The sequence below is a fragment of the Bradyrhizobium genosp. P genome (assembly GCF_049949265.1).
GTDB lineage: Bacteria > Pseudomonadota > Alphaproteobacteria > Rhizobiales > Xanthobacteraceae > Bradyrhizobium.
The window spans coordinates 338,207-361,626 of the sequence record NZ_CP188195.1 but is presented as its reverse complement, the minus strand read 5'-3'; the positions used below and the strand labels follow the sequence as shown (position 1 = coordinate 361,626).

The 23,420-nt window shown below is 64.9% G+C and carries 22 protein-coding genes and 1 pseudogene; 13 read left to right on the top strand and 10 right to left on the bottom strand.

Going from position 1 to position 23,420, the window contains the following annotated elements; genetic code table 11:
- Positions 1-208 precede the first annotated feature (208 nt).
- From ACP2YO_RS01800 to ACP2YO_RS01785, 4 genes and pseudogenes are all read left to right on the top strand, one after another.
- Complete coding sequence (locus ACP2YO_RS01800) at positions 209-1,036, top strand: FkbM family methyltransferase (protein ID WP_426438488.1); 828 nt, start codon at positions 209-211, stop codon at positions 1,034-1,036.
- Between the two features lie 196 nt (positions 1,037-1,232).
- Positions 1,233-1,617: pseudogene (locus tag ACP2YO_RS01795) on the top strand (VOC family protein).
- A 123-nt stretch (positions 1,618-1,740) separates the two neighbouring features.
- Complete coding sequence (locus ACP2YO_RS01790) at positions 1,741-1,959, top strand: hypothetical protein (RefSeq protein ID WP_426438486.1); 219 nt, start codon at positions 1,741-1,743, stop codon at positions 1,957-1,959.
- Positions 1,960-2,231: 272 nt separating this feature from the next.
- Complete coding sequence (locus tag ACP2YO_RS01785) at positions 2,232-4,298, top strand: OmpA family protein (protein ID WP_426438484.1); 2,067 nt, start codon at positions 2,232-2,234, stop codon at positions 4,296-4,298.
- A 199-nt stretch (positions 4,299-4,497) separates the two neighbouring features.
- On the opposite strand, the gene ACP2YO_RS01780 is transcribed toward ACP2YO_RS01785, so the two are convergent.
- On the bottom strand, positions 4,498-4,863 hold the full coding sequence (locus tag ACP2YO_RS01780) for a nuclear transport factor 2 family protein (RefSeq protein ID WP_426438482.1): 366 nt from the start codon (positions 4,861-4,863) through the stop codon (positions 4,498-4,500).
- 98 nt (positions 4,864-4,961) lie between these two features.
- On the opposite strand from ACP2YO_RS01780, the gene ACP2YO_RS01775 reads away from it, so the two are divergent.
- The gene (locus tag ACP2YO_RS01775) at positions 4,962-5,549 is read left to right on the top strand and encodes a TetR/AcrR family transcriptional regulator (RefSeq protein WP_426438480.1); all 588 of its coding nucleotides are present in this window, start codon (positions 4,962-4,964) and stop codon (positions 5,547-5,549) included.
- Positions 5,550-5,704: 155 nt separating this feature from the next.
- Here ACP2YO_RS01775 and argG read toward each other — a convergent pair whose 3' ends face one another.
- From argG to ACP2YO_RS01745, 6 genes are all read right to left on the bottom strand, one after another.
- On the bottom strand, positions 5,705-7,042 hold the full coding sequence (gene argG / locus ACP2YO_RS01770) for an argininosuccinate synthase (RefSeq protein ID WP_426438478.1): 1,338 nt from the start codon (positions 7,040-7,042) through the stop codon (positions 5,705-5,707).
- 117 nt (positions 7,043-7,159) lie between these two features.
- Positions 7,160-7,936, bottom strand: a complete 777-nt coding sequence (locus tag ACP2YO_RS01765) for a phosphatase PAP2 family protein (protein WP_426438476.1) — start codon at positions 7,934-7,936, stop codon at positions 7,160-7,162.
- A 39-nt stretch (positions 7,937-7,975) separates the two neighbouring features.
- Positions 7,976-8,467 carry a hypothetical protein gene (locus ACP2YO_RS01760; protein ID WP_426438474.1) on the bottom strand — a complete coding sequence of 164 codons (492 nt, stop codon included), beginning with the start codon at positions 8,465-8,467 and terminating at the stop codon, positions 7,976-7,978.
- Between the two features lie 157 nt (positions 8,468-8,624).
- On the bottom strand, positions 8,625-9,821 hold the full coding sequence (rlmN, locus tag ACP2YO_RS01755) for a 23S rRNA (adenine(2503)-C(2))-methyltransferase RlmN (RefSeq protein ID WP_426443516.1): 1,197 nt from the start codon (positions 9,819-9,821) through the stop codon (positions 8,625-8,627).
- A gap of 75 nt (positions 9,822-9,896) precedes the next feature.
- Complete coding sequence (locus tag ACP2YO_RS01750) at positions 9,897-10,487, bottom strand: invasion associated locus B family protein (RefSeq protein ID WP_426438472.1); 591 nt, start codon at positions 10,485-10,487, stop codon at positions 9,897-9,899.
- A gap of 133 nt (positions 10,488-10,620) precedes the next feature.
- The gene (locus ACP2YO_RS01745; protein ID WP_426438470.1) at positions 10,621-11,460 is read right to left on the bottom strand and encodes an SDR family oxidoreductase; all 840 of its coding nucleotides are present in this window, start codon (positions 11,458-11,460) and stop codon (positions 10,621-10,623) included.
- Positions 11,461-11,549: 89 nt separating this feature from the next.
- Between ACP2YO_RS01745 and ACP2YO_RS01740 the strand changes: the two genes are divergently transcribed.
- Complete coding sequence (locus ACP2YO_RS01740) at positions 11,550-12,530, top strand: NADPH:quinone oxidoreductase family protein (protein WP_426438468.1); 981 nt, start codon at positions 11,550-11,552, stop codon at positions 12,528-12,530.
- Positions 12,531-12,698: 168 nt separating this feature from the next.
- Here ACP2YO_RS01740 and ACP2YO_RS01735 read toward each other — a convergent pair whose 3' ends face one another.
- The gene (locus tag ACP2YO_RS01735; protein WP_426438466.1) at positions 12,699-13,076 is read right to left on the bottom strand and encodes a YkvA family protein; all 378 of its coding nucleotides are present in this window, start codon (positions 13,074-13,076) and stop codon (positions 12,699-12,701) included.
- Positions 13,077-13,185: 109 nt separating this feature from the next.
- On the bottom strand, positions 13,186-13,491 hold the full coding sequence (locus tag ACP2YO_RS01730) for a 4a-hydroxytetrahydrobiopterin dehydratase (protein WP_426438464.1): 306 nt from the start codon (positions 13,489-13,491) through the stop codon (positions 13,186-13,188).
- A gap of 220 nt (positions 13,492-13,711) precedes the next feature.
- On the opposite strand from ACP2YO_RS01730, the gene ACP2YO_RS01725 reads away from it, so the two are divergent.
- The gene (locus ACP2YO_RS01725; protein ID WP_426438462.1) at positions 13,712-15,124 is read left to right on the top strand and encodes a TAXI family TRAP transporter solute-binding subunit; all 1,413 of its coding nucleotides are present in this window, start codon (positions 13,712-13,714) and stop codon (positions 15,122-15,124) included.
- A gap of 300 nt (positions 15,125-15,424) precedes the next feature.
- Entirely contained in the window at positions 15,425-16,987 is a 1,563-nt protein-coding gene (locus ACP2YO_RS01720; RefSeq protein ID WP_426438460.1) for an alkaline phosphatase D family protein, read from the top strand.
- A 216-nt stretch (positions 16,988-17,203) separates the two neighbouring features.
- On the opposite strand, the gene ACP2YO_RS01715 is transcribed toward ACP2YO_RS01720, so the two are convergent.
- A complete protein-coding gene (locus tag ACP2YO_RS01715) occupies positions 17,204-17,593 on the bottom strand; it encodes a response regulator (RefSeq protein WP_426438458.1) in 390 nt (129 codons plus the stop codon).
- Between the two features lie 201 nt (positions 17,594-17,794).
- Between ACP2YO_RS01715 and ACP2YO_RS01710 the strand changes: the two genes are divergently transcribed.
- The 5 genes from ACP2YO_RS01710 (at position 17,795) to typA (ending at position 23,409) form a co-directional block, all read left to right on the top strand.
- Entirely contained in the window at positions 17,795-18,559 is a 765-nt protein-coding gene (locus tag ACP2YO_RS01710) for a Crp/Fnr family transcriptional regulator (RefSeq protein ID WP_426438456.1), read from the top strand.
- 273 nt (positions 18,560-18,832) lie between these two features.
- Positions 18,833-19,552 carry a prolipoprotein diacylglyceryl transferase gene (locus ACP2YO_RS01705; RefSeq protein ID WP_426438454.1) on the top strand — a complete coding sequence of 240 codons (720 nt, stop codon included), beginning with the start codon at positions 18,833-18,835 and terminating at the stop codon, positions 19,550-19,552.
- Entirely contained in the window at positions 19,533-20,990 is a 1,458-nt protein-coding gene (locus tag ACP2YO_RS01700; RefSeq protein ID WP_426438452.1) for a radical SAM protein, read from the top strand. Before ACP2YO_RS01705 ends, ACP2YO_RS01700 begins: the two co-directional genes overlap by 20 nt.
- Positions 20,987-21,268 (top strand): hypothetical protein, encoded by a 282-nt coding sequence (locus tag ACP2YO_RS01695; RefSeq protein ID WP_426438450.1) that lies wholly within the window; start codon positions 20,987-20,989, stop codon positions 21,266-21,268. Before ACP2YO_RS01700 ends, ACP2YO_RS01695 begins: the two co-directional genes overlap by 4 nt.
- A 314-nt stretch (positions 21,269-21,582) precedes the next feature.
- A complete protein-coding gene (typA, locus tag ACP2YO_RS01690; RefSeq protein WP_426438448.1) occupies positions 21,583-23,409 on the top strand; it encodes a translational GTPase TypA in 1,827 nt (608 codons plus the stop codon).
- The last annotated feature ends 11 nt before the right edge of the window (positions 23,410-23,420 follow it).

Below are 23,420 nucleotides of genomic sequence, written 5' to 3'. Positions count from 1 at the left end.
TCGCCCGCTTTCGCGGGCGATGACAGTGGTGGGTGTGGCTGCGCATTCTCGCGACATGATTGCCCGAGCTTTGCACTTCGTTTGCCCGTGGGCCCGGTGCAACAAAAAGCACCGAGGTAGGACCACAGGTGTAACCGGAAACAACCCGGCTTGTTGGCGCTCCCGGCAAAACCGGCTATGCATGCGCCGCTTTTGACGAGGACAGCGCTTGATCCCCAGCAACGATACCACGCCCGCGCCATTCGGCGCGTTCGCGCCGAATGCGGCGCAGGCCGCCATCATCCGGCTTGCGCATGACACCGGACTGAAGCGCGGTGCGTTCCGGCCGTGGCTGTCGCGGCTGGTCAATCTGCTCGGTTCGGGGCCGCTCGACGTGGCATACCAAGGCGCATCGTTCCGCTTCTATCACCAGGCGAGCGCAACCGAGCGCGGCGCGCTCTTCAATCCGGACTACAATCTCGAGGAGCTCGACTTCCTGCGCCGGCATGTCGGTGCAGGCGGCACCTTCGTCGACCTCGGCGCCAATGTCGGCACCTATGCGCTGGCGCTGGCGCGCAATGTCGGGGCGAATGGCAAGGTGATCGCGATCGAACCGCATCCGGTGACGCATGCGCGGCTGGCTTTCAACACGCAGTCCTCCGGCTATGCGCAAGTCCGGCTTGTAGCGGCGGCCGCCGGTCCCACCGATGGCGAACTGATGATCGAGACCGACGGCGACAATCTCGGCGCCAGCCACATCGTCACTGGCACGCCCTCGGGCAAGGCGTTCAGGGTGCCGTCGCTGCGGCTGCAATGCATTCTCGAAGAGGCCGGCGCCACCAAGGTCGACGCGCTGAAGATCGACGTCGAGGGTTTTGAGGACCGCGTGCTCACCGGCTTCTTCAGGGATGCCCCCGGGCAGCTGTGGCCCCGCGCGGTCGTGATCGAGCATCTGTCGCAGGATGAGTGGACCGACGACTGCATTGCGGACATGCACTCGCGTGGCTACGTCGAACAAGGCCGGACGCGAAGCAACACGCTGCTTGTGCGGGGGTGAGGTGTAGCCACATCGGAAATTTGCTCCCTCACCCGCTTGCGCGGGGGAGGGTTGGGGTGGGGGTCTCGCCACGAGTCGTATTGCGGATAGAGCCCGCACCCGGATTGCATCTGCGATGCAATCCGACCTCCCCCGCAAGGGGAGAGGTGGAGTGAGCTTGTGGACGCAAACGTCATCACAACAACGGAGGCTCGCGATGATCGACCATATCGGCTTTTCGGTATCCGACTTATGAGCGCGCCAAAGCGTTCTATCAGACCGCGCTGGCGCCGCTCGGCTACAGTTTGATCATGGAAGTGACGGCGGAGCAGACCGGACACGATGCCGCGGCCGGCTTCGGTGCCAATGGCAAGCCGGACTTCTGGATCGGCGGCGAAGGCGCGATGAACAAGCCGGTGCACATCGCCATCGTCGCAAAGGATCGCGCGACGGTGGATGCGTTTTACAAGGCCGCGATCGCAGCTGGCGGTCGCGACAATGGCCCGCCCGGCATCCGCGCGCATTATCATCCCGATTAATACGGCGCATTCGTGCGCGATCCGGACGGCCACATCGAGGCGGTCTGCCACACGCCCGGATGAGTTCCCGCCGCGTCGAACAGGAACATCGCCGCACACGGCCGGTTATCGCAACAGGCCCCGATGGAGCGATCAATGACCGTTGCGCGACCCGACCTCGGCAGGACCCGCAAGGTCTTGATGTAAATGCCGATTGAACCTCCCGAGATTCCACCGACGACGCCGGGAACGCCAGGCGAAGCGCCGCCGGGAATACCTCCGGGCAATCCCAATCCCGAGATTCCTCCGCCGGTGCGCGAACCCGGCGAACCGCCGCGGCCGGACGAATTACCAGGCAACACGCCGGAGGAGTTACCGGTGCGTGGTCCGCCCGGCCCGACCGGCCCGCCCCCTGCGACAGATTGACTGGCAGCCCTGACGAGCACCCGCATGATCCGGTTCCGCGAACCATTTCAGTGTGTCTGAGCGTTTCTTCTGAATGCGCGCTGAACAAACACGTATGCAACCCGTTACAATGCCGAAATAAAATGCGCGGGCGATTCGTGGCCCGCCACAATCCGGCCTAACGGCTGGCTGTTCATCTTACCGCCGAATTGTTCGGCTCTCACGTTTCTTCCTGCCAAGAACTTCCACTCAAGAACTTCCGCTCAAGACCTTCTGCCGGGGATTCCAATATCATGACACAGCTTCGTCTCGTGCTGCTTGCCACGACTGCGCTGACGGTGATGCAGTTCGCCGCTTCAGCATCGCATGCGCAAACCTCATCGCTCGTCGTCGCACAGGCGCAGCCGAAGGAAGAACTCGGCCCGGATGGAAAGCCGAAGCCGCGGCCCGCACCGGGCGGCCCCGCGCATCCGGCGCCACCCGCGGGCGCGCCTCATCCGCCGGCCCCGCCGGCCGCCGCACCGCACCCCGCGCCGCCTCCACCTGCCCCGGCACGGCCGACCCCGCCACCTCCGCCGCCCGCGGCCGCCCCTGCACATCCGGCTCCGCCAGCGGCCGCTCCCGCGCGACCGGCTCCACCTCCGCCGCCGGCCGCAGCGCCCGCGCGTCCCACTCCGCCAGCGCCACCGGCGGCCGCGCCTGCACGCCCGGCTCCGACCGCGCCGCCGGCCGCAGCGCCCGCGCGTCCCACCCCGCCAACTCCACCCGCCGCCGCGCCGACGCGCCCGGCTCCGGCCGCTGAGCCCGCGCGCCCCGGCACGCCGCCGCCTGCTGCAACGCCGCAACGTCCGACCCCGCTGCCGCCAGCGGCCGAACCCGGACATCCGCCGACTCCGGCACCGGGGGCTGCTCCGACGGTGCGCCCCGCGACCCCGCCACCCGCCGCGGCAACGCCTGCGCCGGCCGCGCCCGCAACTCCGGCCGTCCCGGCACCGGGTGCACGCCCGCAAGGTGGACCTCCGGCCGGTGCAAGGCCGGCCCCGGGCGCAGCGCCGACGCCGCCGCCTGCGGCCGGCGGACAACCTCCGGCACGGCCGGGCACCCTGCCCACGCAGCCTCCGGCAGCGGGAACGGCGCCCGCTGGCGCCGCTCCCGGCCCGCAGGGACGCCCAAGCGTTCTGCCGGGAACTCCGGGCGCGCCGCAAGCGGGCGGCCCGGCACCGGTCGCGCGTCCTGCCGGCCCCTCGGCGCCGGGCGTCGTCCCCGGCTCGGCGGCAGCAACCCCGCCGCCCGGCAAGGCGCAATATGCACCGCCGACGGTTTCCTCGGCCTTCCGGACTGCGCCAACGGTCGCAGCGCCGCTGCCGCCACCGCCGCGGCATGACAATCTGAGGCCGCTCGCCATCGGCGCCGCGGTCGGTGCAGGTGTGGTGGCCGGCGCCGTCATCGGCGCGACCATCGCCGACCTCCACAACCAGCGGCAGGAGGTCGTCGAAGACGGCCGCACCATCTACACCGAGCCGGACAGGATCATCATCCGCGATCCGGGCGGACAGGCCTACGTCCGCGGCGACGATAATTATCGCTTCCGCTACGGCGCGCGAGACATCCAGACCCAGACCGTCGGCGGCGAGACCCGCACGGTCGTGATTCGTCCCGACGGCAGCGAGATCATCACCGTGGTCGGGCCCGATGGGCAAATGCTGCGCCGGATTCGCAGGGATGCCGGCGGCCGCGAACTCGTCATCATCGACAACAGCTATCGCGATCCGAGCGCCGTCGGCGGCTTCTATGTCGACCTGCCGCCGCCGGTGGTCCGCATCCCCTATGATCGCTACATTGTCGAGTCCGACAGCGCGGCGCCGGATGTGATCTACGACACCATGGAGGCCCCGCCGGTGGACCGGATCGCGCGGCGCTATACGCTCGACGAAATCCGCTACAGCCCGAACGTCCGCATGCTGATGCCGTCGATCGACGTCAACAGCATCAACTTCGATTCGGGCTCGTGGGATATTCCGCCGGATCAGGCCGCCAAGCTGCAGGCCATCGCCGACGGCCTCAACCGGGCCATCCAGCGCAATCCGCGCGAGGTGTTCCTGATCGAGGGCCATACCGACGCGACCGGCAACGACACCGACAATCTGTCGCTGTCCGACCGCCGTGCGCAATCCGCGGCCGAGCTGCTCACGCAGCAGTTCAACGTGCCGGCCGAGAACCTGACGTCACAGGGCTATGGCTCGCAATATCTGAAGGAGCAGACCGACGGACCGAGCCGCATCAACCGGCGCGTTACCGTCCGCCGCATCACCCCGCTACTCAACGGCGGCCAGGCCTCGGCAGCCCCGCCGCCGCGCTGAGCGAACACAAACACGATGCGAAATGGCCGGGAGCGATCCCGGCCATTTTTTGTTTTTCCTTCCCCCTGAAAGGGGGAAGGTCGGGATGGGGGTCGGCCGCAGGTGACGGCGTATGCGGAGAGAGCAGATCCCCACCCGCTTTGCTCTGGCGAGCAAAGCGACCTCCCCTTTTCAAGGGGAGGTTGGAGCCGCGTAGCCCTCACCGCGCCATCTGCTGCGGATCGTAGAAGAAGCGCTCCTCGATCAATTCATCGCCGCGCCAAGTCTGCCAGGCGACTTCCTCCATCTTGCGGACCTTGCCGTCCTTGCCGGTGAACTCAACCCGCCAGCAGATTGCGGAATGATCGCCACTGGCGAGCAGCGGCCCGAGCCGTGTGGTCTTGACGCCGGCCACCGAGGCCAGCACCGCAGCTTCACGCGCCGCCAGCGCCGCGCGGCCGACCCGCCATTCGCCGTCATTTTCCTGGGTGCGGGCCTCGGGAGCGTAGAATTTCTCGATGGCGCCGACATGGTCGTTGGATTCGACCGTATCGGCAAAGGCCTGCAGCGTCTTGAGTGAAGGCATCCTCGATCTCCCTATTTACCAACTGGCAGTCGGTATTTATCGACTACCAGTCGGTAAGTCAATTGGCGTGGCGCCGGAACCTGCGCTAGACAGGCGTCATGGCAACCCAGGCCGAACGGCGCGAGAAAACCAGGGCCTCGATCGTCAAGGCGGCGCGACGCCTTTTTGGCGAGCGCGGCTTTGCGGCGACGACGATCGACGACATCGCGGCCGGCGCGCGGGTCGCGAAGGGCGCGGTGTATCATCACTTCGCGACCAAGGAGGCGGTGTTCGAAGCTGTGTTCGAGCAGGTCTCGCTCGACCTCATCGCCGATCTCGACCGCATCTCGCGCGCCGAGAACGACCCGCTGGCCGCGATGGCGGCGGGAACGCAGGGTTATTTCGCGGCCTGCTCCAAGGGTCCGACCGGCCAGATCATATTACGCGACGGCCCGGCCGTGCTCGGCTGGGAGCGCTGGCGCGAGATCGACGCCAAGCATTTCGGCGGCAAGTTTCCCCGCGCGCTCACGGCTGCGATGGAGGCCGGCGTGATCGCAAAACAGCCGATCGAGCCCCTGACGCGGCTGCTGCTCGGCGCGGTGACGGAAGCGGCGGTGGCGGTGTCCGCCGGCCCCGATATCGGCAAGGCCGGCACCGATTACGCGCGCGCGTTTCGTTCACTGCTGGATGCGTTGCGGGTGAAGTAGGACGCCGTCGTCCCTGCGAAAGCAGGGACCCAACCACAGGGTCGTGTTGTTGAAGCAAGCTGTGGCCCCAGCGTGCTTCAAACCAAGGCCGGTGGTCATGGATCCCGGGTCGCGCTGCGCTTGCCCGGGACGATACTGAGTTTGGGTTGGCGCACTCAGCCCTTGTCGTTCTCGAGCTTGAAGATCTCGGAGCCTTCACCGCCCGAGAGCAAGCCCTTCTCCGTGTAGAGCTTGAGCTTGGCGCGGGTATCCTTGATGTCGAGGTTGCGCATGGTCAACTGGCCGATGCGGTCCGCCGGCGTGAACGCCGCGTCCTCCACCTTCTCCATGCTCAGCCGCTCCGGCGCATAGGTCAGGTTCGGGCTCTCGGTGTTTGATATCGAATAGTCGTTGCCGCGGCGCAGCTCGAGCGTCACTTCGCCGGTGACGGCGCTTGCCACCCAGCGCTGCGCAGGCTCGCGCAGCATCAGCGCCTGGGAATCGAACCAGCGGCCCTGATAGAGCAGCCGGCCGAGCCGCATGCCGTTGATGCGGTATTGCTCGATTGTGTCCTCGTTGTGGATGCCGGTGACCAGGCGCTCGTAGGCAATGTGCAGCAGCGCCATGCCGGGCGCTTCGTAGATGCCGCGGCTCTTGGCCTCGATGATCCGGTTCTCGATCTGGTCGCTCATGCCGAGGCCATGGCGGCCGCCGATGGTATTGGCCTCGAGGAACAACGCGACCGGATCGGCGAACGTCTGCCCGTTCAGCGCGACCGGTTGGCCTTCCTCAAAACGCACGACGACCTTCTCGGCCTTCACGTCGCAATCGGCGCGCCAGAACGGCACGCCCATGATCGGGTTGACGATGGTGATGCCGCTGTCGAGGCTCTCGAGATCCTTGGCCTCATGGGTGGCGCCGAGCAGATTGCTGTCGGTCGAATAGGCCTTCTCCGCGCTCATCTTGTAGGCGAAGCCCTGCGCGGTCATGAACGCGGACATTTCCGCGCGGCCGCCGAGCTCGTCGATGAACTGCTGGTCAAGCCAGGGCTTGTAGATGCGCAGGCTCGGATTGGTCAGCAGGCCGTAGCGATAGAAGCGCTCGATGTCGTTGCCCTTGAAGGTCGAACCGTCGCCCCAGATGTTGACGCCGTCCTCCTGCATGGCTGCAACCAGCATCGTGCCGGTCACGGCGCGGCCGAGCGGCGTGGTGTTGAAATAGGTGATGCCGCCGGTCGAGATGTGGAAGGCGCCCGACTGGATCGCCGCAATGCCTTCGTGGACCAGTTGGGTGCGGCAATCGACCAGGCGGGCTTTCTCGGCGCCGAACTCGAGCGCCTTGCGCGGGATCTCGTCGTAGTCGGCTTCATCAGGCTGGCCGAGATTGGCGGTATAGGCAAAGACCTTGGCGCCCTTCTGCTTCATCCAGAGCAGCGCCGCGCTGGTGTCGAGACCGCCCGAGAACGCGATGCCGACTTTTTCACCTTTGGGCAGGCTCTTCAGGATCGTACTCATCAAAACATCCAATCGGTCGAATTGTCTGATGCCGCATGCGGCCTGGCTGCGCGAATAACAAATTTCGCCGGCTTGAGCACGCGTTTCTTGGGCGCGCGTTTAATGCCGGCGCACGGCTCACACCGACGGCGCGGGCCCGACGTCACGGCCGCGCCAGCGCTGGGTCACCCGGTAGCCCGGCCAGGCCAGCCGCGTCAGCGCGGCGTCGACCTGGGCGTCGGTCAGGCGGGTGGCGGCCCAGCGGTAGATCAGGGCATAGGCGAGCCAGATCACCAGGAAGGAGACGAGGCCAGCAATCGCGACATCGGTGAAAAAATGGCCGCCGAACGCCATCCGCAAGCCGCTGGTCGTGATGCCGAACACGGTGGCCCCGACATAGGCAAGCGGCCGCCAGGCGGGCGGTGCAAGGGCCGCCGGCGCGTAGGTCCAGAATGCGGTCGCGCCCTCGCCGGAGAAGAACGAGCAATTGCGCGCGCAAGCGCCGCGCGGATCCCACCACGGCACGAACGGCTTGTCGCCGCCGAACTCCGTCACCGCGACCGGCCGCGGCCGGCTCCAATAGCTCTTGAAGGTGAAGTTGGTGAGGACGCCCGCCGACAGCAGCATCGTCACCAGCAGGAAGACCGCGGCGCGGCCCGACATCAGCATCGGCCGGTCGGGGCGGATGAACTTCACCACGATGGTCACGAGCGCCGGCACCACGAACGCCCAGGCGATCCACATCGCCGCATCGCGCGCAAAAGCTGCGACCGCGTCGAGCTTCAGCGGAAAGACCTCTCGCGCATTGTCATAGAACAGCGCCGCCAGCTTCAGATCGAGCTCGGGATAGAGCCCGAACAGCAGGCAAATGACGAGCGCGAGGCCGAGCGCGATGAAAAGTCCGGTCCGGTTCATGGCGCGCGGTTTAGCGGAGGCAGTGGGGCATGGGAAGCATCACGGTTGCGGCCGTGATTGCGACGGCAGCGGTGGCGGCGGGCGAAGCGGGCGCGGTGGTTCGCGCCATGCACCCGCGTTGCGGCCGGCGACCAGCCAGTAGACCAGGCCCGCGACGATGCCGGCACCGGTCATGATCTCCATGTGCCGGCGCACGATGCCCTCGAAGTGCATCGTATCGGGATCGAACGGGATCAGGCCGAGATAGCAGGCCGCGCCGACGATCGCGCCGCCGACGGCATAGGTCAGCACGCTCCTGATATAGAAAGCTTCGGTGATCAGCACGACGATCAGCGCCGGCAGCAATGCGAAGCCGGAAATGAAGATGAAACCGAAGCCGAGCACGATGTTAACAGCGCTCTGGTCGATCGGGCCCGTCCCGAGGTCGGAGAATTCGGGATACAGCACCGCGACGACCACGATAACCCCGGCCGCAACGCAGGCCATCAGGAACGCGAAGAACACGACGAACAGGCGGCCGATCAAGGCCATGTCACAGGTCCAACTTGGAGGAATCGTAGCAATACGTTCTCCGTCGTCATGCCCGGGGCTTGACCCGGGCATCCACGTCTTGCTTTGCCAATGAGACAAAGAGCGTGGATCGCCGGGTCAAGCCCGGCAATGACGAGTTGAATCACCACGTCCTCGATCAATCCGTCATCGCCATCGCCCGCAGCGCCTGCCGCTCGCGGGCCGAGAGCTTTTCGGTTTCCGACTTGAGCTGGCCGCAGGCGGCGAGGATGTCGCGGCCGCGCGGCGTGCGCACCGGCGAGGAGTAGCCGGCGTTGAAGATATATTCGGAGAATTTCTCGATCTGATCCCAATCCGAGCATTCGTACGCCGTGCCCGGCCATGGATTGAACGGGATCAGATTGATCTTGGCCGGAATGCCCTTGAGCAGCTTCACCAGAAGCTTCGCATCATCCAGCGAATCGTTGACGCCCTTGAGCATCACATATTCGAAGGTGATGCGCCGCGCATTTGACGCGCCGGGATAGTCGCGGCAGGCCCGCAGCAGTTCCTTGATCGGATATTTGCGGTTGAGCGGCACCAGCTCGTTGCGCAGCTCGTCGCGCACCGCGTGCAGCGAGATCGCGAGCATCACGCCGATCTCCTCGCCGGTACGCTTGATGTTCGGCACCACGCCCGAAGTCGACAAAGTGATGCGACGCCGCGAAATGCCGATGCCCTCATTGTCGCCGACGATCAACAGCGCATCGCGCACCGCGTCGAAATTGTAGAGCGGCTCGCCCATCCCCATCATCACGATGTTGGTGACGCGGCGCGTGCCGTCCTCGCGGTCGGCCCAATCATTCAGACGGTCGCGCGCCACCATCACCTGGCCGACGATCTCGCCGGCGGTGAGGTTGCGCACCAGCCGCTGCGTGCCGGTGTGGCAGAACGTGCAGCTCAGCGTGCAGCCGACCTGCGAGGAGACGCACAGCGTGCCGCGGTCGGTCTCGGGGATATAGACGCACTCGACCTCGTGCGGGCGTTCCAGCCGGTCGCCGCTCGGCAGCCGCAACAGCCATTTGCGGGTGCCGTCATTGGAGATCTGCTCGGCGACCACCTCGGGACGATCGACGGTGAAATGCTGCTCGAGTTCCGCGCGCATGTCCTTCGAGACGCTAGTCATCTCGGCGAAGCTTTTGACGCCGCGAAAATACATCCAGTGCCAGAGCTGCTGGCTGCGCATCTTGCGCTGCGCGGGCGCAACGCCGATCTCGCCGAGGCGATCGGCGATCTCGGCGCGCGACAGCCCGATCAGCGACGGCTTGGCCGGCGGCACATAGGTTTCAAGCGGAACCTTCTCGAGCGGCGCGCTGGCGCCGGACTGGCTGGTCATGGTGTCGGTCATGAAACCTCAAATAGGCCTTCCAGACCGCGCTGGAAAGCCTCCAAATGCCTCGATTTCGAAGCCTTAACGTCGGCAGTCCTGTGCCAGCCGGTCGAGCGCCTGCGCCAGCCCCTTTAGCGAGAACGTATCCGTGGTCTCGGTGCCCTTGGCCGACATGCCCTTCACCGTGGCGTCAGCCGATTTGCGCATGGCTTCCACCATCCGCTCTTCCTCGGCCGCGTTCTTGATCCAGAGGCCGTCGCCCTGCGTGTACATGGCATAGGACGCGCCGCCGACCAGCAGCGTCGATTCGGAGCCGGGCTTCAGCGTGTAGCCGACCATGATCGAGACTTCGTTGACGACCTTTTCCGCCGGGCGGGTCGAGACGAAGGCATAGGCCGGATCGCGCGGGCGATTCGCCGGGTTGGACTTCGACGATGACGGCTTGGCCAATGCGAAGCAGACCTTCTTGCCGCTTGGCATCGCGGTATAGGCGCCCCAGGTTCCGAATTGGCCGATCAGCGTCGGCTCCGCGCCACCGGCCGCAGCCACCGCAGGCGAGGCCGCGGGCTTCGCCGCGTCTTTCCTGGGCGCAGCCTGCGCCGGCGCAAGCGAGATGATCCCGCACACCAAGCTACAAGCAACCAGCGATGTCAGTATTTGCCGCACGGACAACTGGTTCCCCCATCATTGTGACTGGAAGATGGCCCGGCGATCCCCGTCCGCCGGTGCGGATGGATAGCCGGGAAATGTCTTTTTGGGAAGGCAGTTAGGTCCACGGCGATCGCCGCAGCGCGTCATCGCTCGATCATCCTTTGGCGCGCGCCGCACGCTGTTTCTCCCACTGTTCGTCGGTCCATTGCAGCAGGTCCTCGGCGCCGGAACTGCGCAGATGCGAGCCACCGTCTTGCACCACCATCTCGCCATTGATGTAGCCGGCCTGGTCGGAGATCAGGAAGCTCGCGAGGTTGGCGAGTTCGGAATGCTCGCCGGGGCGGCCGAGCGGATTGCGATGCGCCCAGCTCTCGCCGCGGCCTTCGGGACGCAACTGTCCGGTCGCGCCTTCCGTCGGGAAGGCGCCGGGCGCGATCGCCACCGTGCGGATGCCCTTTGGTCCCCATTCCACCGCGAGGCTTTTGGTCATCGCCAGCACCGCGGTCTTGGCCATCGACGACGGCACGGTGAAGGCGCGGCCGGTGATGGTCGAGGTCGAGAGGATCGAGAGCACCACGCCTTTGTGCTTGCCCTCGATCCAGCGCCTGCCGGCGCCGAGTGTGCAATACAGCGTGCCGTGCAGCGTCGGCGCCAGAATGGCGTCCGCCGCACGGAATGACAGATGTTCGCTCTGCGCGATGAAGGTTGCGGCAGCATTGTTGACGAGAACGTCGATCGGCGCCTCCCGCCAGATCTGGTCCATCATCGCCTCGACCGCGGCGCCATCGCGGATGTCGCATCGCGCGGTGGAGACCTTGCCGCCGAATTCGCTGCAGATTCTGGATGCAGTTTCCTCCAGCAACTCCAGCCGCCGCCCGCAGACGATCAATTCGGCGCCAAGCTCGGCGAAGCGCCGGCCCATCGCAGCGCCCAGGCCGGAGCCGCCGCCGGTAATCAGGATGCGTTTGTTTGCCAGCAGGCCCTTTTCAAACATAGTTTGATCCCTCCGCGTTGTATTGTCGCCCCGCCATAAATCCGGCATGAAGCTTTCAACCTTTCTGCGTCCGAAAATCAGGTGTGTCCATGAAAGCCATCCTCTGCTCGCAATACTGTCAACCCGACGATCTCGTGCTGGCTGACGTACCCGATCCCGTGGCCGGTCCCGGCGAGGCCGTGATCGCGATCAAGGCGGCGGCGCTGAATTTCTTCGACCTCCTGATGATCCAGGGCAAGTACCAGATCAAGCCGCCGTTCCCGTTCTCGCCCGCCGCGGAAGTCGCCGGCGTGATCGAAAGCGTCGGCGAAGGCGTGACCGATCTCAAGCCGGGCGACCGTGTGGTGGCGTCCTGCGGCCACAACGGCGCGCGCGACAAGATCGCGTTGGCTGCGAATACGATCGTCAAGATCCCCGACAATCTCGACTACGATCGCGCCGCCGGCATCATCATCATCTACGGCACCGCGCTGCATGCACTGGAAGATCGCGCCAGCCCGAAGCCGGGCGAGACGCTCGCGGTGCTGGGCGCCGCCGGCGGCACCGGGCTTGCGGCGTGCGAGCTCGGCAAACTGATGGGCCTGAAGGTGATCGCCTGCGCCTCGTCGGACGAGAAGCTTGCATTCGCCAAACAACATGGCGCTGAACTTACGTTGAACTACGCCAAGGAAGATTTGAAGGACGGCCTGCGCAAGCTGACCAACGGCAAGGGCGCCGACATCGTGTTCGATCCGGTCGGCGGCTCCTACGCCGAGGCCGCGCTGCGCTCGACCGCGTGGGAAGGCCGCTTCCTGGTGATCGGTTTTGCCGCCGGTGAGATCCCGAAGATGCCGCTCAACCTCGCACTGTTGAAGGGCTGCGACATCAGAGGCGTGTTCTGGGGCGCCTGGGCCCGGCTCAATCCGGACAAAAACCGCAAGAACCTCGAAAAGCTCGTGCAGTGGACCGCGGAGGGCAAGATCTCCTCGCATGTCGACCGTATCTTCCCGCTGTCGCAGACCGCAGAAGCGCTGAAAGTCCTCGCCGGCCGCAAGGCGATGGGCAAGGTGATCCTGCATCCGGGAAGCTGAGACGAATCGTCTCTAACCTTCGCTTGGATAAGGGGAGGTCGCTTTGCTCGCAGAGCAAAGCGGGTGGGGATCTGCTCTCTCCGCAGATAGCGTCGCCTGCGGCTGACCCCCATCCCGATCTTCCCCCTTTCAGGGGGGAAGAAGAAGAGAGGCCTATAGCGACGGCGCTCACTCCTCCGCGAACGTCCCGCGCTTCAGCCGGGCGCGCGCGGCCTCGCGATGTTCCGGCGTGATGTGGTTCGCTACCAGGCGGATCGCGGTCGCGAGCACCGCGGCATCATCCGTGAAGCCGAGCACCGGCAGCATGTCGGGAATGAAATCGAACGGCAGGATGAAATAGGCGATGGCGCCGAGCAGCGCCGCCTGGACATGGCGCGGCGTCTGGCGGTCGAACGCGCAATAATAGGCGGCGAGCAGGTCCTCGGCGAAAGGCAGTCGCGCCACCACCTTCTTGAACTTGATCCAGAAGCGGCGGCGCACGCTTTCGCGGTCCTGCGCCAGCCGGTCGGCAGGCTCAAATCCCACGCTGTGTTCAGTCGTTGCCATCGCAAGGTTCCTCGACGCCGCACGCCTGTCCGGCGGCAGCTGCCGCGAATCTGGGGATGTCGGAGACCTATCGCAAGGTTGCGCAAGGTTGCGCAAGGTTGCGAATGGCTCAGCCGACCCCGAGCTGCCTTGCGATCGTATTCATGGCCTTGGCGAGATCGATGTCCCGCTTGGTCAGTCCGCCGACGTCGTGGGTCGCCAGCACGACCTCGACCGTCTTGTAGACGTTCTTCCATTCCGGGTGATGGTCGTTCTTCTCCGCGACCAAGGCAGCGCGGGACATGAAGCCGAACGCCTCGTTGAAATCCTTGAACACGAAGGTCTTGGTGATCGCCTCGCGGTCCGGCGTCTCCGCCCAGCCCGCCAGTTCCCAGAGCGCCGCCTTCCGTGCTTCCGCCGACAGCCGTTCGATCATGGCAACCCTCCCGTTTCGCCGGACCTTAACCTAACAACGTGCCCAAGGTGAGATCCAAGAGTGGGATCCATGCCGAAATTAAGGCCGGAATAGCGTCCGATGGCCGCTGGTAACCATGACGCAGATGTAACCCCGGCCGGCTGAGGAATTTGCTACAATAGCCGTCATAAGCGCGTTGGTAGTTTTGGAATTGAGCCCCAAACGATTGTTTGCGAGACCGATGACCGACGGCCCCGGCCCTGCCGACGTGAAGCTCAATCCGCGCCGTTCCGCGCGGCAGCGGCTTGCTTTCGTGATGATCGCGGGCGTGCTGGCCATCATCGGCGCGTTGGCCGCCGGCTACTACTTCGCGATGCGTCCGGTGACCCTGCGGATCGCGGTGGGACCCGCCAACAGCGACGATCTCAAGGTGGTGCAGGCCCTCGCACAGGCCTTCCACAACCAGCAGCATAGCCAGGTCCGGCTGCGGCTCGTCCCCACCGATGGCGCCACCGCGAGCGCGCAGACGCTCGCCGACGGCAAAGCCGATCTCGCCATTATCAGAGGCGACCTCGAGGTGCCGAAGAACGCCCAGGCGGTCGCGACCCTGCGCAAGAATATCGTGGTGATGTGGGTTCCGCCCGCCTCGAAAGGCAAGGGCAGGAAAGCCTCGAAGATCACCAAGATCACGCAGCTTGCCGGCCACAAGATCGGCGTCGTCGGCCACACGCCAGCCAACGTCAATTTGCTGAAGATGATCCTGCAGCAATATGGCGTCGACCCGATGAAGGTCGACATCGTCCAATTCCCGGCCAATGAGGCCGTCGAAGCGATCCGCAATCAGAAGGCGGATGCCTATCTTTCCGCCGGCCCTGCCAATAGCAAGATCACGATCGACGCGATCGCGGCATCGACCCGCGACGGCGGCGCGCCCACCTTCCTTGGCATCGACGCCTCGGAAGCGATCGCACAAAACCATCCCGCCTACGAGGCTGCGGAAATCCCCGCAGGCTCGCTCGGCTCCGCCGACCGGCCCGATGATGAGGTCAAGACCATCAGCTTCTCGCACCACATCGTCGCCCGAAAGAGCATCTCGGATTCGACGATCGCAGCATTCACGCGGCAATTGTTCTCGATCCGGCAGTCGCTCAAGAACGATTTCCCGCTCGCGGCCAAGATCGAGACGCCCGACACCGACAAGGACGCCACCATCCCGGTGCATCCGGGTGCTGCCGCCTTCGTCGACGGCGAGGAAAAGACCTTTCTCGACCGTTACAGCGATTACATCTGGTGGAGCCTGATGGCGCTATCGGCGATGGGCTCGGCCGGCGCCTGGTTCGCCGGCTATCTCAAGCAGGACGAGCGCAACACCAACACGTCGCAGCGCGACCGCCTGCTCGAAATGCTGAAGACGGCGCGGCGCTCGGATTCGATCGACGAACTCGACCAGATGCAGGCCGAGGCCGACGACATCCTGCGCGACACGCTGGTGTGCTTCGAGCATGGCGCGATCGAGCAGGGCACCCTGACCGCGTTCAACATCGCGCTCGAGCAGTTCCACAACGCGGTCGCCGACCGCAAGGCGCTGTTGATAAGCATGCCGCAGAATCTGCAACGCGCGGGCGGTCAGCTCCGTGCCGCGGGCACGGCGTAGGGCTTACGTCACCTTATCCAATCTTTCTGCGAGCTTCCTTCGCCTCTCTCGCTTGCGGGGGAGGCCGACGCGCGCAGCGCGGCGGGTGGGGGCTCTCTTCACAAAATGACTCGTGGAGAGAGCCCCCACCCCAACCCTCCGCCGCAAGCGGGAGAGGGAGCCCGATATATGTGCTCACCTTACGGAGCCGACGCTGAAATCCCCGCAGCCCGCACTCCTGTAATCTCTCCGTCATGAAATCTTTCTAGTCCTTTCCACGCTTGCGGCGCAGCGTTGCGCCGTGCCCTGAGGAGGCTCCCCATGACGATGCGGTTTTCGCGCAAGCTCACCCGCCGACGCTTTCTGTCCACGTCAGCTGCGACCGGCGTCGGCCTCATTGCGATGCCTTACCTCTCCCGCGCCGCCGACCGGCCGGTGATTACCCATGGCGTGCAATCCGGCGATGTCGGCGTCGACGGTGGCGTGGTCTGGGCGCGTGCCGACCGTCCCGCGCAGATGATGGTCGAGGTCGCGACAACCGAATCCTTCAAGGACGCCCGCGCGCTGCCGCCGATCACGGCGATGCCGGAGAGCGACTTCACCGCCAAGATGCTGCTGGAGAACCTGCCGTCCGGCCAGGACATCTTCTATCGCGTCCGTTTCCGCGACCTCGCCCATATCGACATATCAGGCGAACCCGTGGTCGGCCGCTTCCGCACCGCGCCGAGCGATCGCCGCGACGTCTCTTTCGTGTGGGGCGGCGACGTTGCCGGCCAGGGCTGGGGCATCAATCCGGATGACGGCGGCATGGTCACGTTCGCGGCGATGAAGAAGCACAATCCGGATTTCCTGCTGCACTCCGGCGACACCATCTATGCCGACGGCGTGATCACCTCGGAGGTGAAGCTTGCCGACGGCAAGATCTGGAAGAACCTCACCATCCCGGAGAAGGCCAAGGTCGCCGAGACGCTCGACGAATACCGCGCGGCTCACAAGTACAATTTCCTCGACACGAACGTGCGCGCCTTCAATGCGGAGGTCCCGATCTTCGTGCAGTGGGACGATCACGAGGTGACCAACAACTGGTCGCTGTCGAAGCAGCTTCCGGCGACCTACAAGGAGCGCGACGTCACGGTGCTCGCTGCGCGCGCCGCCCAGGCCTTCCACGAAATGTATCCGATGCGCGAGAGCATCGTCGAGCCGGGCCGCGTCTATCGCACGCTAAGCTACGGCCCGCTGCTCGACGTGTTCATGCTCGACGAGCGCAGCTATCGTGGCCCGAACGGCCCGAACCTGCAGGAGAAATACGGCCCCGACGCCTATTTCATCGGACCCGAGCAGCTTGCCTGGTTGAAGCGCGGCCTGCTCAATTCGCGCGCCACCTGGAAGGTGATCGCCTCCGACATGCCGCTATCCCTCATCGTTTATGACGATGCCGCCAACAAGAAGGGCTCGGAAGCCTTTGCGCAGGGCGACGGGCCGGCGCGCGGCCGCGAGCTCGAGATCGCCGACATCCTGCGCTTCATCAAGACGTCAGGCGTCGTCAACACGGTGTGGCTGACCGCCGATGTGCACTACGCCGCCGCGCACTACTACGACCCGAACAAGGCGCAGTTCCAGGAGTTCGATCCGTTCTGGGAATTCGTCTCCGGCCCGCTGCACGCCGGCACGTTCGGTCCCAACGAACTTGACAACACGTTTGGACCCGAGGTGAAGTTCGTCAAGGCGCCCGGCGAGGCGAACCAGAACTTGCCGCCGTCGGCCGGCATGCAGTTCTTCGGCCACGTCAAGATCGATGGCAAGAGCGGCCAGATGATCGTGACCTTGCGCGACCGTGCCGACGTCGCGCTGTGGTCGACGACGCTCGATCCGAAGCCGGTCTGATCAACGCGAGCAAGCTGCTCTCCCTCTCCCACTTGCGGGGGAGGGCCGGGGTGGGGGTCTCACCACGAGTCGGAATCTTCGAGTGGAAAGAGCCCCCACCCGCCGCGCTCTGGCGCGCAAGAGCGCTGCCGAGCGCGTCGACCTAAGAAGCGAGCTTCGCTCGTCTCGACCCCCGCAAGCGGGAGAGGTCAGCAACCCCCTTTATTCTGCCCGGATTCATTCAGTCCGCCTGCTGCGCCATTGGCGCAGCGCGGCCTCCAGCGCTTCCGTCGAGCACGGCTTGGTCAGCCGCGGTCTGCCGGCGAACGCCAGCGGAAGCCGTACGTCGGCGCCATAGCCCGTAATGAACACATAGGCGACATTGAGCGCATTGAGGCGCTCGGCGATCGCGAATGTCTTCTCGCCTCTGATGAGCCCGACGTCGAGCATTGCGAAATCCGGCGCCTGGTCGGCGATCAATTCGAGCGCCCGTGCCACATTGCCAGCGCTCCGAACCGTTCTGACGCCGAAGCCGAGGATCGTGTCCTCGAAATAGAGCGCGATGATCGGATCATCCTCGACGATCAGGACGTCGCCGGGCATGCCGTTGCTTGAGGCGGGTTCCATGTCGCGCCAGGGTCCAATTTTCAGGGATGAATGAGGTCCGGATTCGGTCCGGACGGACGGCGCCCGGCCGGTGCCTCGATGAGCGCGCCGGCAGTTCCAATCGTGAAACCACCACATCGGAGCCGTCGCCGTCTGTTCACTAGTGCACATAAAAACGGGAACTTTCTGTTTATTGTCGGCGTTGGGACACAGGAACCTGCAATGCTTGTCAAACGCACCGAGTTGGCCGGGACGACGGACCGGCCATTCAACAATCTATTGCGCCGGCTGAATGCGGCCGACTTTGCGCTGATCGGGCCACACCTTGTGCTGGTCGACGCAGCGGCCAACGATCTGCTCTACAACCCCGGCGACGACGTGCAGACCGTGCATTTCCCGTGCGGGCCAAGCCTCGCCTCCTACATGGTGGCCAACGAGGATGGCCGCGATGTCGAGACGATCCTGGTCGGCCGCGAAGGCGCGGTCGGCGGCATCGTGAGCCAGGGGTTCCTGCCGGCCTATACCCGTATCACTGTCAAATTCAGCGGGCCGTTCGCGCGGCTGCCCCTCGGCAAACTGGATCTGGCGAAAAGCACGTCGCTATCGATGCGCAACGTGTTCGCGCGCTACGCCGATTGCATGCTGGCGCAGATCTTCCAATCCACCGCCTGCAACGCGATCCACTCGATCGAACAGCGCGCGGCGAAATGGATCATCTCGGCGATGGAGCGCACCGACGGCGATGGCGTTGTCCCGCTCACGCACGAGCAGCTCTCGACCTTGCTCGGCGTCGGCCGCAGCTACACCAGCCGCGTGATCCAGAGCTTCAAGGCCGAGGGCGTGCTGGAAACGCGCCGCGGCTCGATCCTGATCCGCAACCCGGACAAGCTGCGGCAGCGCTCCTGCCTGTGCAACGACGCGGTCAAGGATCACTTCGAAAACGTGCTGCGCGGGGTTTATCCAAGCGAGGATAATCCGGCGAATTAGCCGGTCGACGTTCACCTCGCCCCGCTTGCGGGGAGAGGCGCAGGCCGCCTCCGGCGGCCGTCTTTTAAGAACGCTGAAGCGAAGCTTCAGCTATGTCACATCGCCAGATGCAATCCGGGGGAGGGGGAGCCTCCGCACATTCGCTGGATCGAATTCGCGGAGACAGCCCCTCACCCCAACCCTCTAAGAGCAAGCTGCGCTTGTCTCGACCCCGCAAGGGCGGGGCGAGGGGGAAGCTATATCTCTCCGCGAAATCCACGCTACACTCGCGCCATGAGCGGGGCCGGGCTTCACACCATTTTCGACATCGCGGCTTGGTGCGCCGCTGCTGTCGCGATGTGGTGGCTGTCGCGGGTGCGCGGCTTGCAGTTTCCGAGGCAATCCTTCGAACTGCCCTATATCGCAGCCCTGGTGTTCGGTGCGGGGATCGGCGCGTATATTTTTGGCACGCTGAATCTCTGCTTTTCGGGCATGCCGGGGATCGCCCGCTCGGTCGAGGGCGCGCTGGCCGGCGGCATCGTCGCGATCGAGCTCTACAAATGGCTGCACGGCATTTCACTGCGCACCGGGGCGCGGTTCGCGCTGCCGCTTGCGGTCGGCGTCGCGGTCGGGCGCCTCGGTTGCTACTTCGCCGGTCTTGATGATTTCACCTATGGCACGCCGACCGCGCTGCCCTGGGCACATGATTTCGGCGACGGCGTGCCGCGCCATCCGGTGCAACTCTATGAGAGCTTCGCGATGGCGGCGTTCGCGGGGTTCTACGTGTGGGCCGTGTTGAACCGCAATGCCGCTGTCGTCACCAATGGATTCTACCTCGCTTTGTTCTATTACGGCCTGCAACGCTTCATCTGGGAATTCCTCAAGCCGTACGGCACGCTGATCGGGCCGTTCTCGCTGTTCCACCTGCTATCGCTGTTTGTCATGGTCTATGCCGCCGTCATGCTGGCGACGGCACCAACTGCGAGTTTGACGCATGAACGCGCCGCTGCGTAGCGCCCGCCCCTACATCTTCTGGGGCCAGACCCAATCGCTTTGCGAAACCTGCCTGACCCTGGTGCCGACCAAGATCCAGATCCTCGGCAACGAGGTCTGGTACGAGAAGCGCTGCAAGCAGCACGGCGTGCAGTCGACGCTGGTCTCGACCGATCAGGCCTATTGGCGGCTGTGCAAGGATTTCATCAAGCCCGGCGATCGGCCGCTGGCCTTCCAGCGCCAAACCGAATTCGGCTGCCCCTATGATTGCGGGCTGTGCCCGGATCACGAGCAGCATTCCTGCCTGGCGCTGATCGAGATCACCGAGCACTGTAACCTCACTTGTCCGGTGTGCTTTGCCGATTCGTCACCGGCGCGGACCAGCTTCACGCCGCTCGCCACGATCGAAAAGATGCTGGATGCGCTGGTCGCGAGCGAGGGCGAGCCCGATCTGGTGCAAATCTCCGGCGGCGAGCCGACGCTGCATCCGGATTTCTTCAAGATTGTGGACGCGGTGCGGGCCCGGCCGATCCGCCATGTCATGATCAACACCAACGGCCTCAGAATTGCGCGCGAACCGAAGTTCGTCGCCAAGCTCGCCGAGAACAAGCGCGGGCTGGAAATCTACCTGCAGTTCGATTCGCTGCAGCGCGAGGCGCTAGTCAATCTGCGCGGCGCGGATTTGCGCAAGATCCGCCAGCAGGCGCTGGAGAATCTCGAACACCACGGCATCTCGACGACGCTGGTCGCGACCATCAAGCGCGGCGTCAACGACAGCGAGATCGGCGACATCGTCCGGCATGCGCTGACCTGGAAATGTGTGCGCGGCGTCACGCTGCAGCCGGTGCAGGACGCCGGCCGCAACGAGAATTTCGACAAGGAGACTGACCGCATCATGCTGTCGGAAATCCGCAACCGCGTAGTCGAGACCGGCGTGTTCGGCGACAAGGACATGATCCCGTTGCCATGCAACCCCGAGAGCATCTCGATCGGCTATGGCCTGCGCAACGGCGACAAGGTGCTGCCGCTGACCTCGCTGTTTCAGCGGGAGCAGCTCGTCGCGGTGATGCCCAACACCATCAGCCCGGAAAAATATCCGATGCTGCGCCAGAAATTCCAGGAAAAATTCTTGGACCTGTTCTCGCTGTCGTCGGGACCGCTGAATACCTCCGAGCGCGTCTGCGAGTTGCTGTGCTGCCTGCCGAGCTTCCAGGTGCCGGACGGCCTCACTTACGAAAACGTCTTCCGCGTCACCATCGTGCAGTTCCTCGATCGTTTCAATTTCTGCGTCGGCAACGTCAAGCGAAGCTGCATCCACTTCGTCACCGAAAGCGGCGCGATCATCCCATTCGACACCTACAATCTGTTCTACCGGGACGGAAAGATCGACGGCATCCGCGCCAGCATGGCCGGCCAGACCTATCGCGAGACGCGGCAAAACGAGGGGGTGCCGCGATGAGCGACGACAGCCGTCCCATCATGCCCGACGGGTCGCCTCCCCCGTCGCTCCCACCGCAACTGCCCCCGCCACGCAGCGGCTGCGCGACCGCCTTCATGGTTGTGTTCGGGCTGATCCTGCTTTTGCCCGGCCTTTGCGCCCTCATGTTTGGTGGCGGCCTTTTCTCGTCACACCCCGACCCGACGCTCCTTTCCCTGGTTCTGCTGGGCCTTCTGCTCGGCTTTGCCGGCGTGATGCTGATCTATTTTGCAGCGAGGGGCCCGAGAGGATCGCGGTGATTGTGGGGCTGGTTCCCGAAACTGACGCCGGATCCCCACCCGGAAGCGGTCAAATCACCGTTCAGGCCCGAAAATCGGTCACCCGAACCGCCAATAAACCGTTGTTTTTTGGCGTTTTCTGACTATATTGCGGCGCAACGCGCAAGGTGTGCCCGGTCCTTTGACCGGGCTTCCTTTTTGGGGTGATGCGTCCCCGTCAAAATTCTTAGGTATGAGCGTGATCCGGGCCCGAATGGGCCGCGTTAGCGAACAGCCGGCCCCTGGTGGTCCGGCGCGATCGCGCTCAAGACCATGCACCGACCAGAAGAAGAGCCATGAACCTTCGTAACGTCGCCATCATCGCCCACGTCGACCACGGCAAGACCACCCTGGTCGACAAGTTGCTGCAGCAATCCGGCACCTATCGTGACAACCAGCGCGTCGTCGAACGCGCCATGGATTCCAACGATCTGGAGCGCGAGCGCGGCATCACGATTCTCGCCAAAGCGGCCTCGGTGCAGTGGAAGGACACCCGCATCAACATCGTCGACACCCCCGGCCACGCCGATTTCGGCGGCGAGGTCGAGCGCATCCTCAACATGGTGGATGGCGCGCTGGTGCTGGTCGACGCTGCCGAAGGCCCGCTGCCGCAGACCAAGTTCGTGGTCTCCAAAGCGTTGAAGGTCGGGCTGAAGCCGATCGTGGTCATCAACAAGGTCGACCGCCCCGACGCGCGCCCGACCGAGGTCATCAACGAGGTGTTCGACCTGTTCGCAGCGCTCGACGCCAGCGAGGAACAGCTCGATTTCCCGATCCTCTACGGGTCGGCCAAGCAGGGCTGGATGGGCGACAGCCCGGAAGCCTCCCATGACGCCGGCATGCAGCCGCTGTTCGACCTGATCCTGCGCCACGTTGCGCCGCCGACGGTCGAAGAAGGCCCGTTCCGCATGATCGGGACCATTCTCGAAGCCAACCCCTATCTCGGCCGCATCATCACCGGCCGCATCACCTCGGGCTCGATCAAGCCGAACCAGGCGGTCAAGGTGCTCGGCGCCGACGGCAAGCTGATCGAGAGCGGCCGCATCACCAAGATCCTCGCCTTCCGCGGCATCGAGCGCACCCCGCTCGAGGAAGCCGACGCCGGCGACATCGTCGCCATCGCAGGCCTCACCAAGGGCACCGTCGCCGACACCTTCTGCGACCCCTCCGTCGAAACGCCGCTGGTGGCGCAGCCGATCGATCCGCCGACCGTGTCGATGTCGTTCATCGTCAACAACTCGCCGCTCGCCGGTACCGAAGGCGACAAGGTGACCTCGCGCATGATCCGCGACCGCCTGCTGCGCGAGGCCGAGGGCAACGTCGCGCTGCGCGTCGTCGAGGCCACCGACAAGGATGCCATGGAAGTCTCCGGCCGCGGCGAATTGCAGCTCGCGATCCTGATCGAGACCATGCGCCGCGAAGGTTTTGAGCTTTCGGTGTCGCGCCCCCGCGTCGTCCTGAAGAAGGACGAGGCGACCGGTGCGTGGCAGGAGCCGATCGAAGAGGTCGTGATCGACGTCGACGAGGAGCATTCCGGCGTCGTCGTGCAGAAGATGAGCGAGCGCAAGGCCGAGATGATCGAGATGCGCCCGTCCGGCGGCAACCGCCTGCGGCTGGTGTTCTACGCGCCGACCCGCGGCCTGATCGGCTATCAGGGCGAACTGCTGACCGACACCCGCGGCACCGCGATCATGAACCGCCTGTTCCACGGCTATGCCGCCTACAAAGGCGACATCCAGGGCCGCCGCAACGGTGTGCTGATCTCCAACGACCAGGGCGAAGCGGTGGCTTACGCGATGTTCAAGCTGGAAGACCGCGGCCCGATGATGATCGAGCCGGGCTGGAAGGTCTACAAGGGCATGATCGTCGGCGAGCACACCCGCGACAACGACCTCGAGATCAACGTGCTCAAGGGCAAGCAGCTCACCAACATCCGCACCACCTCGAAGGATGAAGCGGTGCGGCTGACCCCGCCGATCCGGATGACGCTGGAAAAGGCGCTCGCCTATATCGAGGACGACGAGCTCGTCGAGGTGACGCCGAAGTCGATCCGCCTGCGCAAGAAGCACCTCGACCCGAACGAGCGCAAGCGCGCCGAAAAGGCCAAGGAAGCGGTGGCGTAAGGCTGCGAATA

Bases quoted from the DNA above. Each gene is read 5' to 3' on its own strand.
- ACP2YO_RS01760 (WP_426438474.1), bottom strand. From the start codon at position 8,467: ATGGCCTTGATCGGCCGCCTGTTCGTCGTGTTCTTCGCGTTCCTGATG.
- ACP2YO_RS01715 (WP_426438458.1), bottom strand. From the start codon at position 17,593: ATGGAACCCGCCTCAAGCAACGGCATGCCCGGCGACGTCCTGATCGTC.
- argG (WP_426438478.1), bottom strand. From the start codon at position 7,042: ATGAGTACGATCCTGAAGAGCCTGCCCAAAGGTGAAAAAGTCGGCATC.
- ACP2YO_RS01780 (WP_426438482.1), bottom strand. From the start codon at position 4,863: ATGCCTTCACTCAAGACGCTGCAGGCCTTTGCCGATACGGTCGAATCC.
- ACP2YO_RS01695 (WP_426438450.1), top strand. From the start codon at position 20,987: ATGAGCGACGACAGCCGTCCCATCATGCCCGACGGGTCGCCTCCCCCG.
- ACP2YO_RS01705 (WP_426438454.1), top strand. From the start codon at position 18,833: ATGAGCGGGGCCGGGCTTCACACCATTTTCGACATCGCGGCTTGGTGC.
- ACP2YO_RS01790 (WP_426438486.1), top strand. From the start codon at position 1,741: ATGCCGATTGAACCTCCCGAGATTCCACCGACGACGCCGGGAACGCCA.
- ACP2YO_RS01710 (WP_426438456.1), top strand. From the start codon at position 17,795: ATGCTTGTCAAACGCACCGAGTTGGCCGGGACGACGGACCGGCCATTC.
- ACP2YO_RS01765 (WP_426438476.1), bottom strand. From the start codon at position 7,936: ATGAACCGGACCGGACTTTTCATCGCGCTCGGCCTCGCGCTCGTCATT.
- ACP2YO_RS01700 (WP_426438452.1), top strand. From the start codon at position 19,533: ATGAACGCGCCGCTGCGTAGCGCCCGCCCCTACATCTTCTGGGGCCAG.
- typA (WP_426438448.1), top strand. From the start codon at position 21,583: ATGAACCTTCGTAACGTCGCCATCATCGCCCACGTCGACCACGGCAAG.
- ACP2YO_RS01785 (WP_426438484.1), top strand. From the start codon at position 2,232: ATGACACAGCTTCGTCTCGTGCTGCTTGCCACGACTGCGCTGACGGTG.
- ACP2YO_RS01720 (WP_426438460.1), top strand. From the start codon at position 15,425: ATGACGATGCGGTTTTCGCGCAAGCTCACCCGCCGACGCTTTCTGTCC.
- ACP2YO_RS01745 (WP_426438470.1), bottom strand. From the start codon at position 11,460: ATGTTTGAAAAGGGCCTGCTGGCAAACAAACGCATCCTGATTACCGGC.
- ACP2YO_RS01740 (WP_426438468.1), top strand. From the start codon at position 11,550: ATGAAAGCCATCCTCTGCTCGCAATACTGTCAACCCGACGATCTCGTG.
- ACP2YO_RS01735 (WP_426438466.1), bottom strand. From the start codon at position 13,076: ATGGCAACGACTGAACACAGCGTGGGATTTGAGCCTGCCGACCGGCTG.
- ACP2YO_RS01775 (WP_426438480.1), top strand. From the start codon at position 4,962: ATGGCAACCCAGGCCGAACGGCGCGAGAAAACCAGGGCCTCGATCGTC.
- ACP2YO_RS01725 (WP_426438462.1), top strand. From the start codon at position 13,712: ATGACCGACGGCCCCGGCCCTGCCGACGTGAAGCTCAATCCGCGCCGT.
- ACP2YO_RS01730 (WP_426438464.1), bottom strand. From the start codon at position 13,491: ATGATCGAACGGCTGTCGGCGGAAGCACGGAAGGCGGCGCTCTGGGAA.
- rlmN (WP_426443516.1), bottom strand. From the start codon at position 9,821: ATGACCAGCCAGTCCGGCGCCAGCGCGCCGCTCGAGAAGGTTCCGCTT.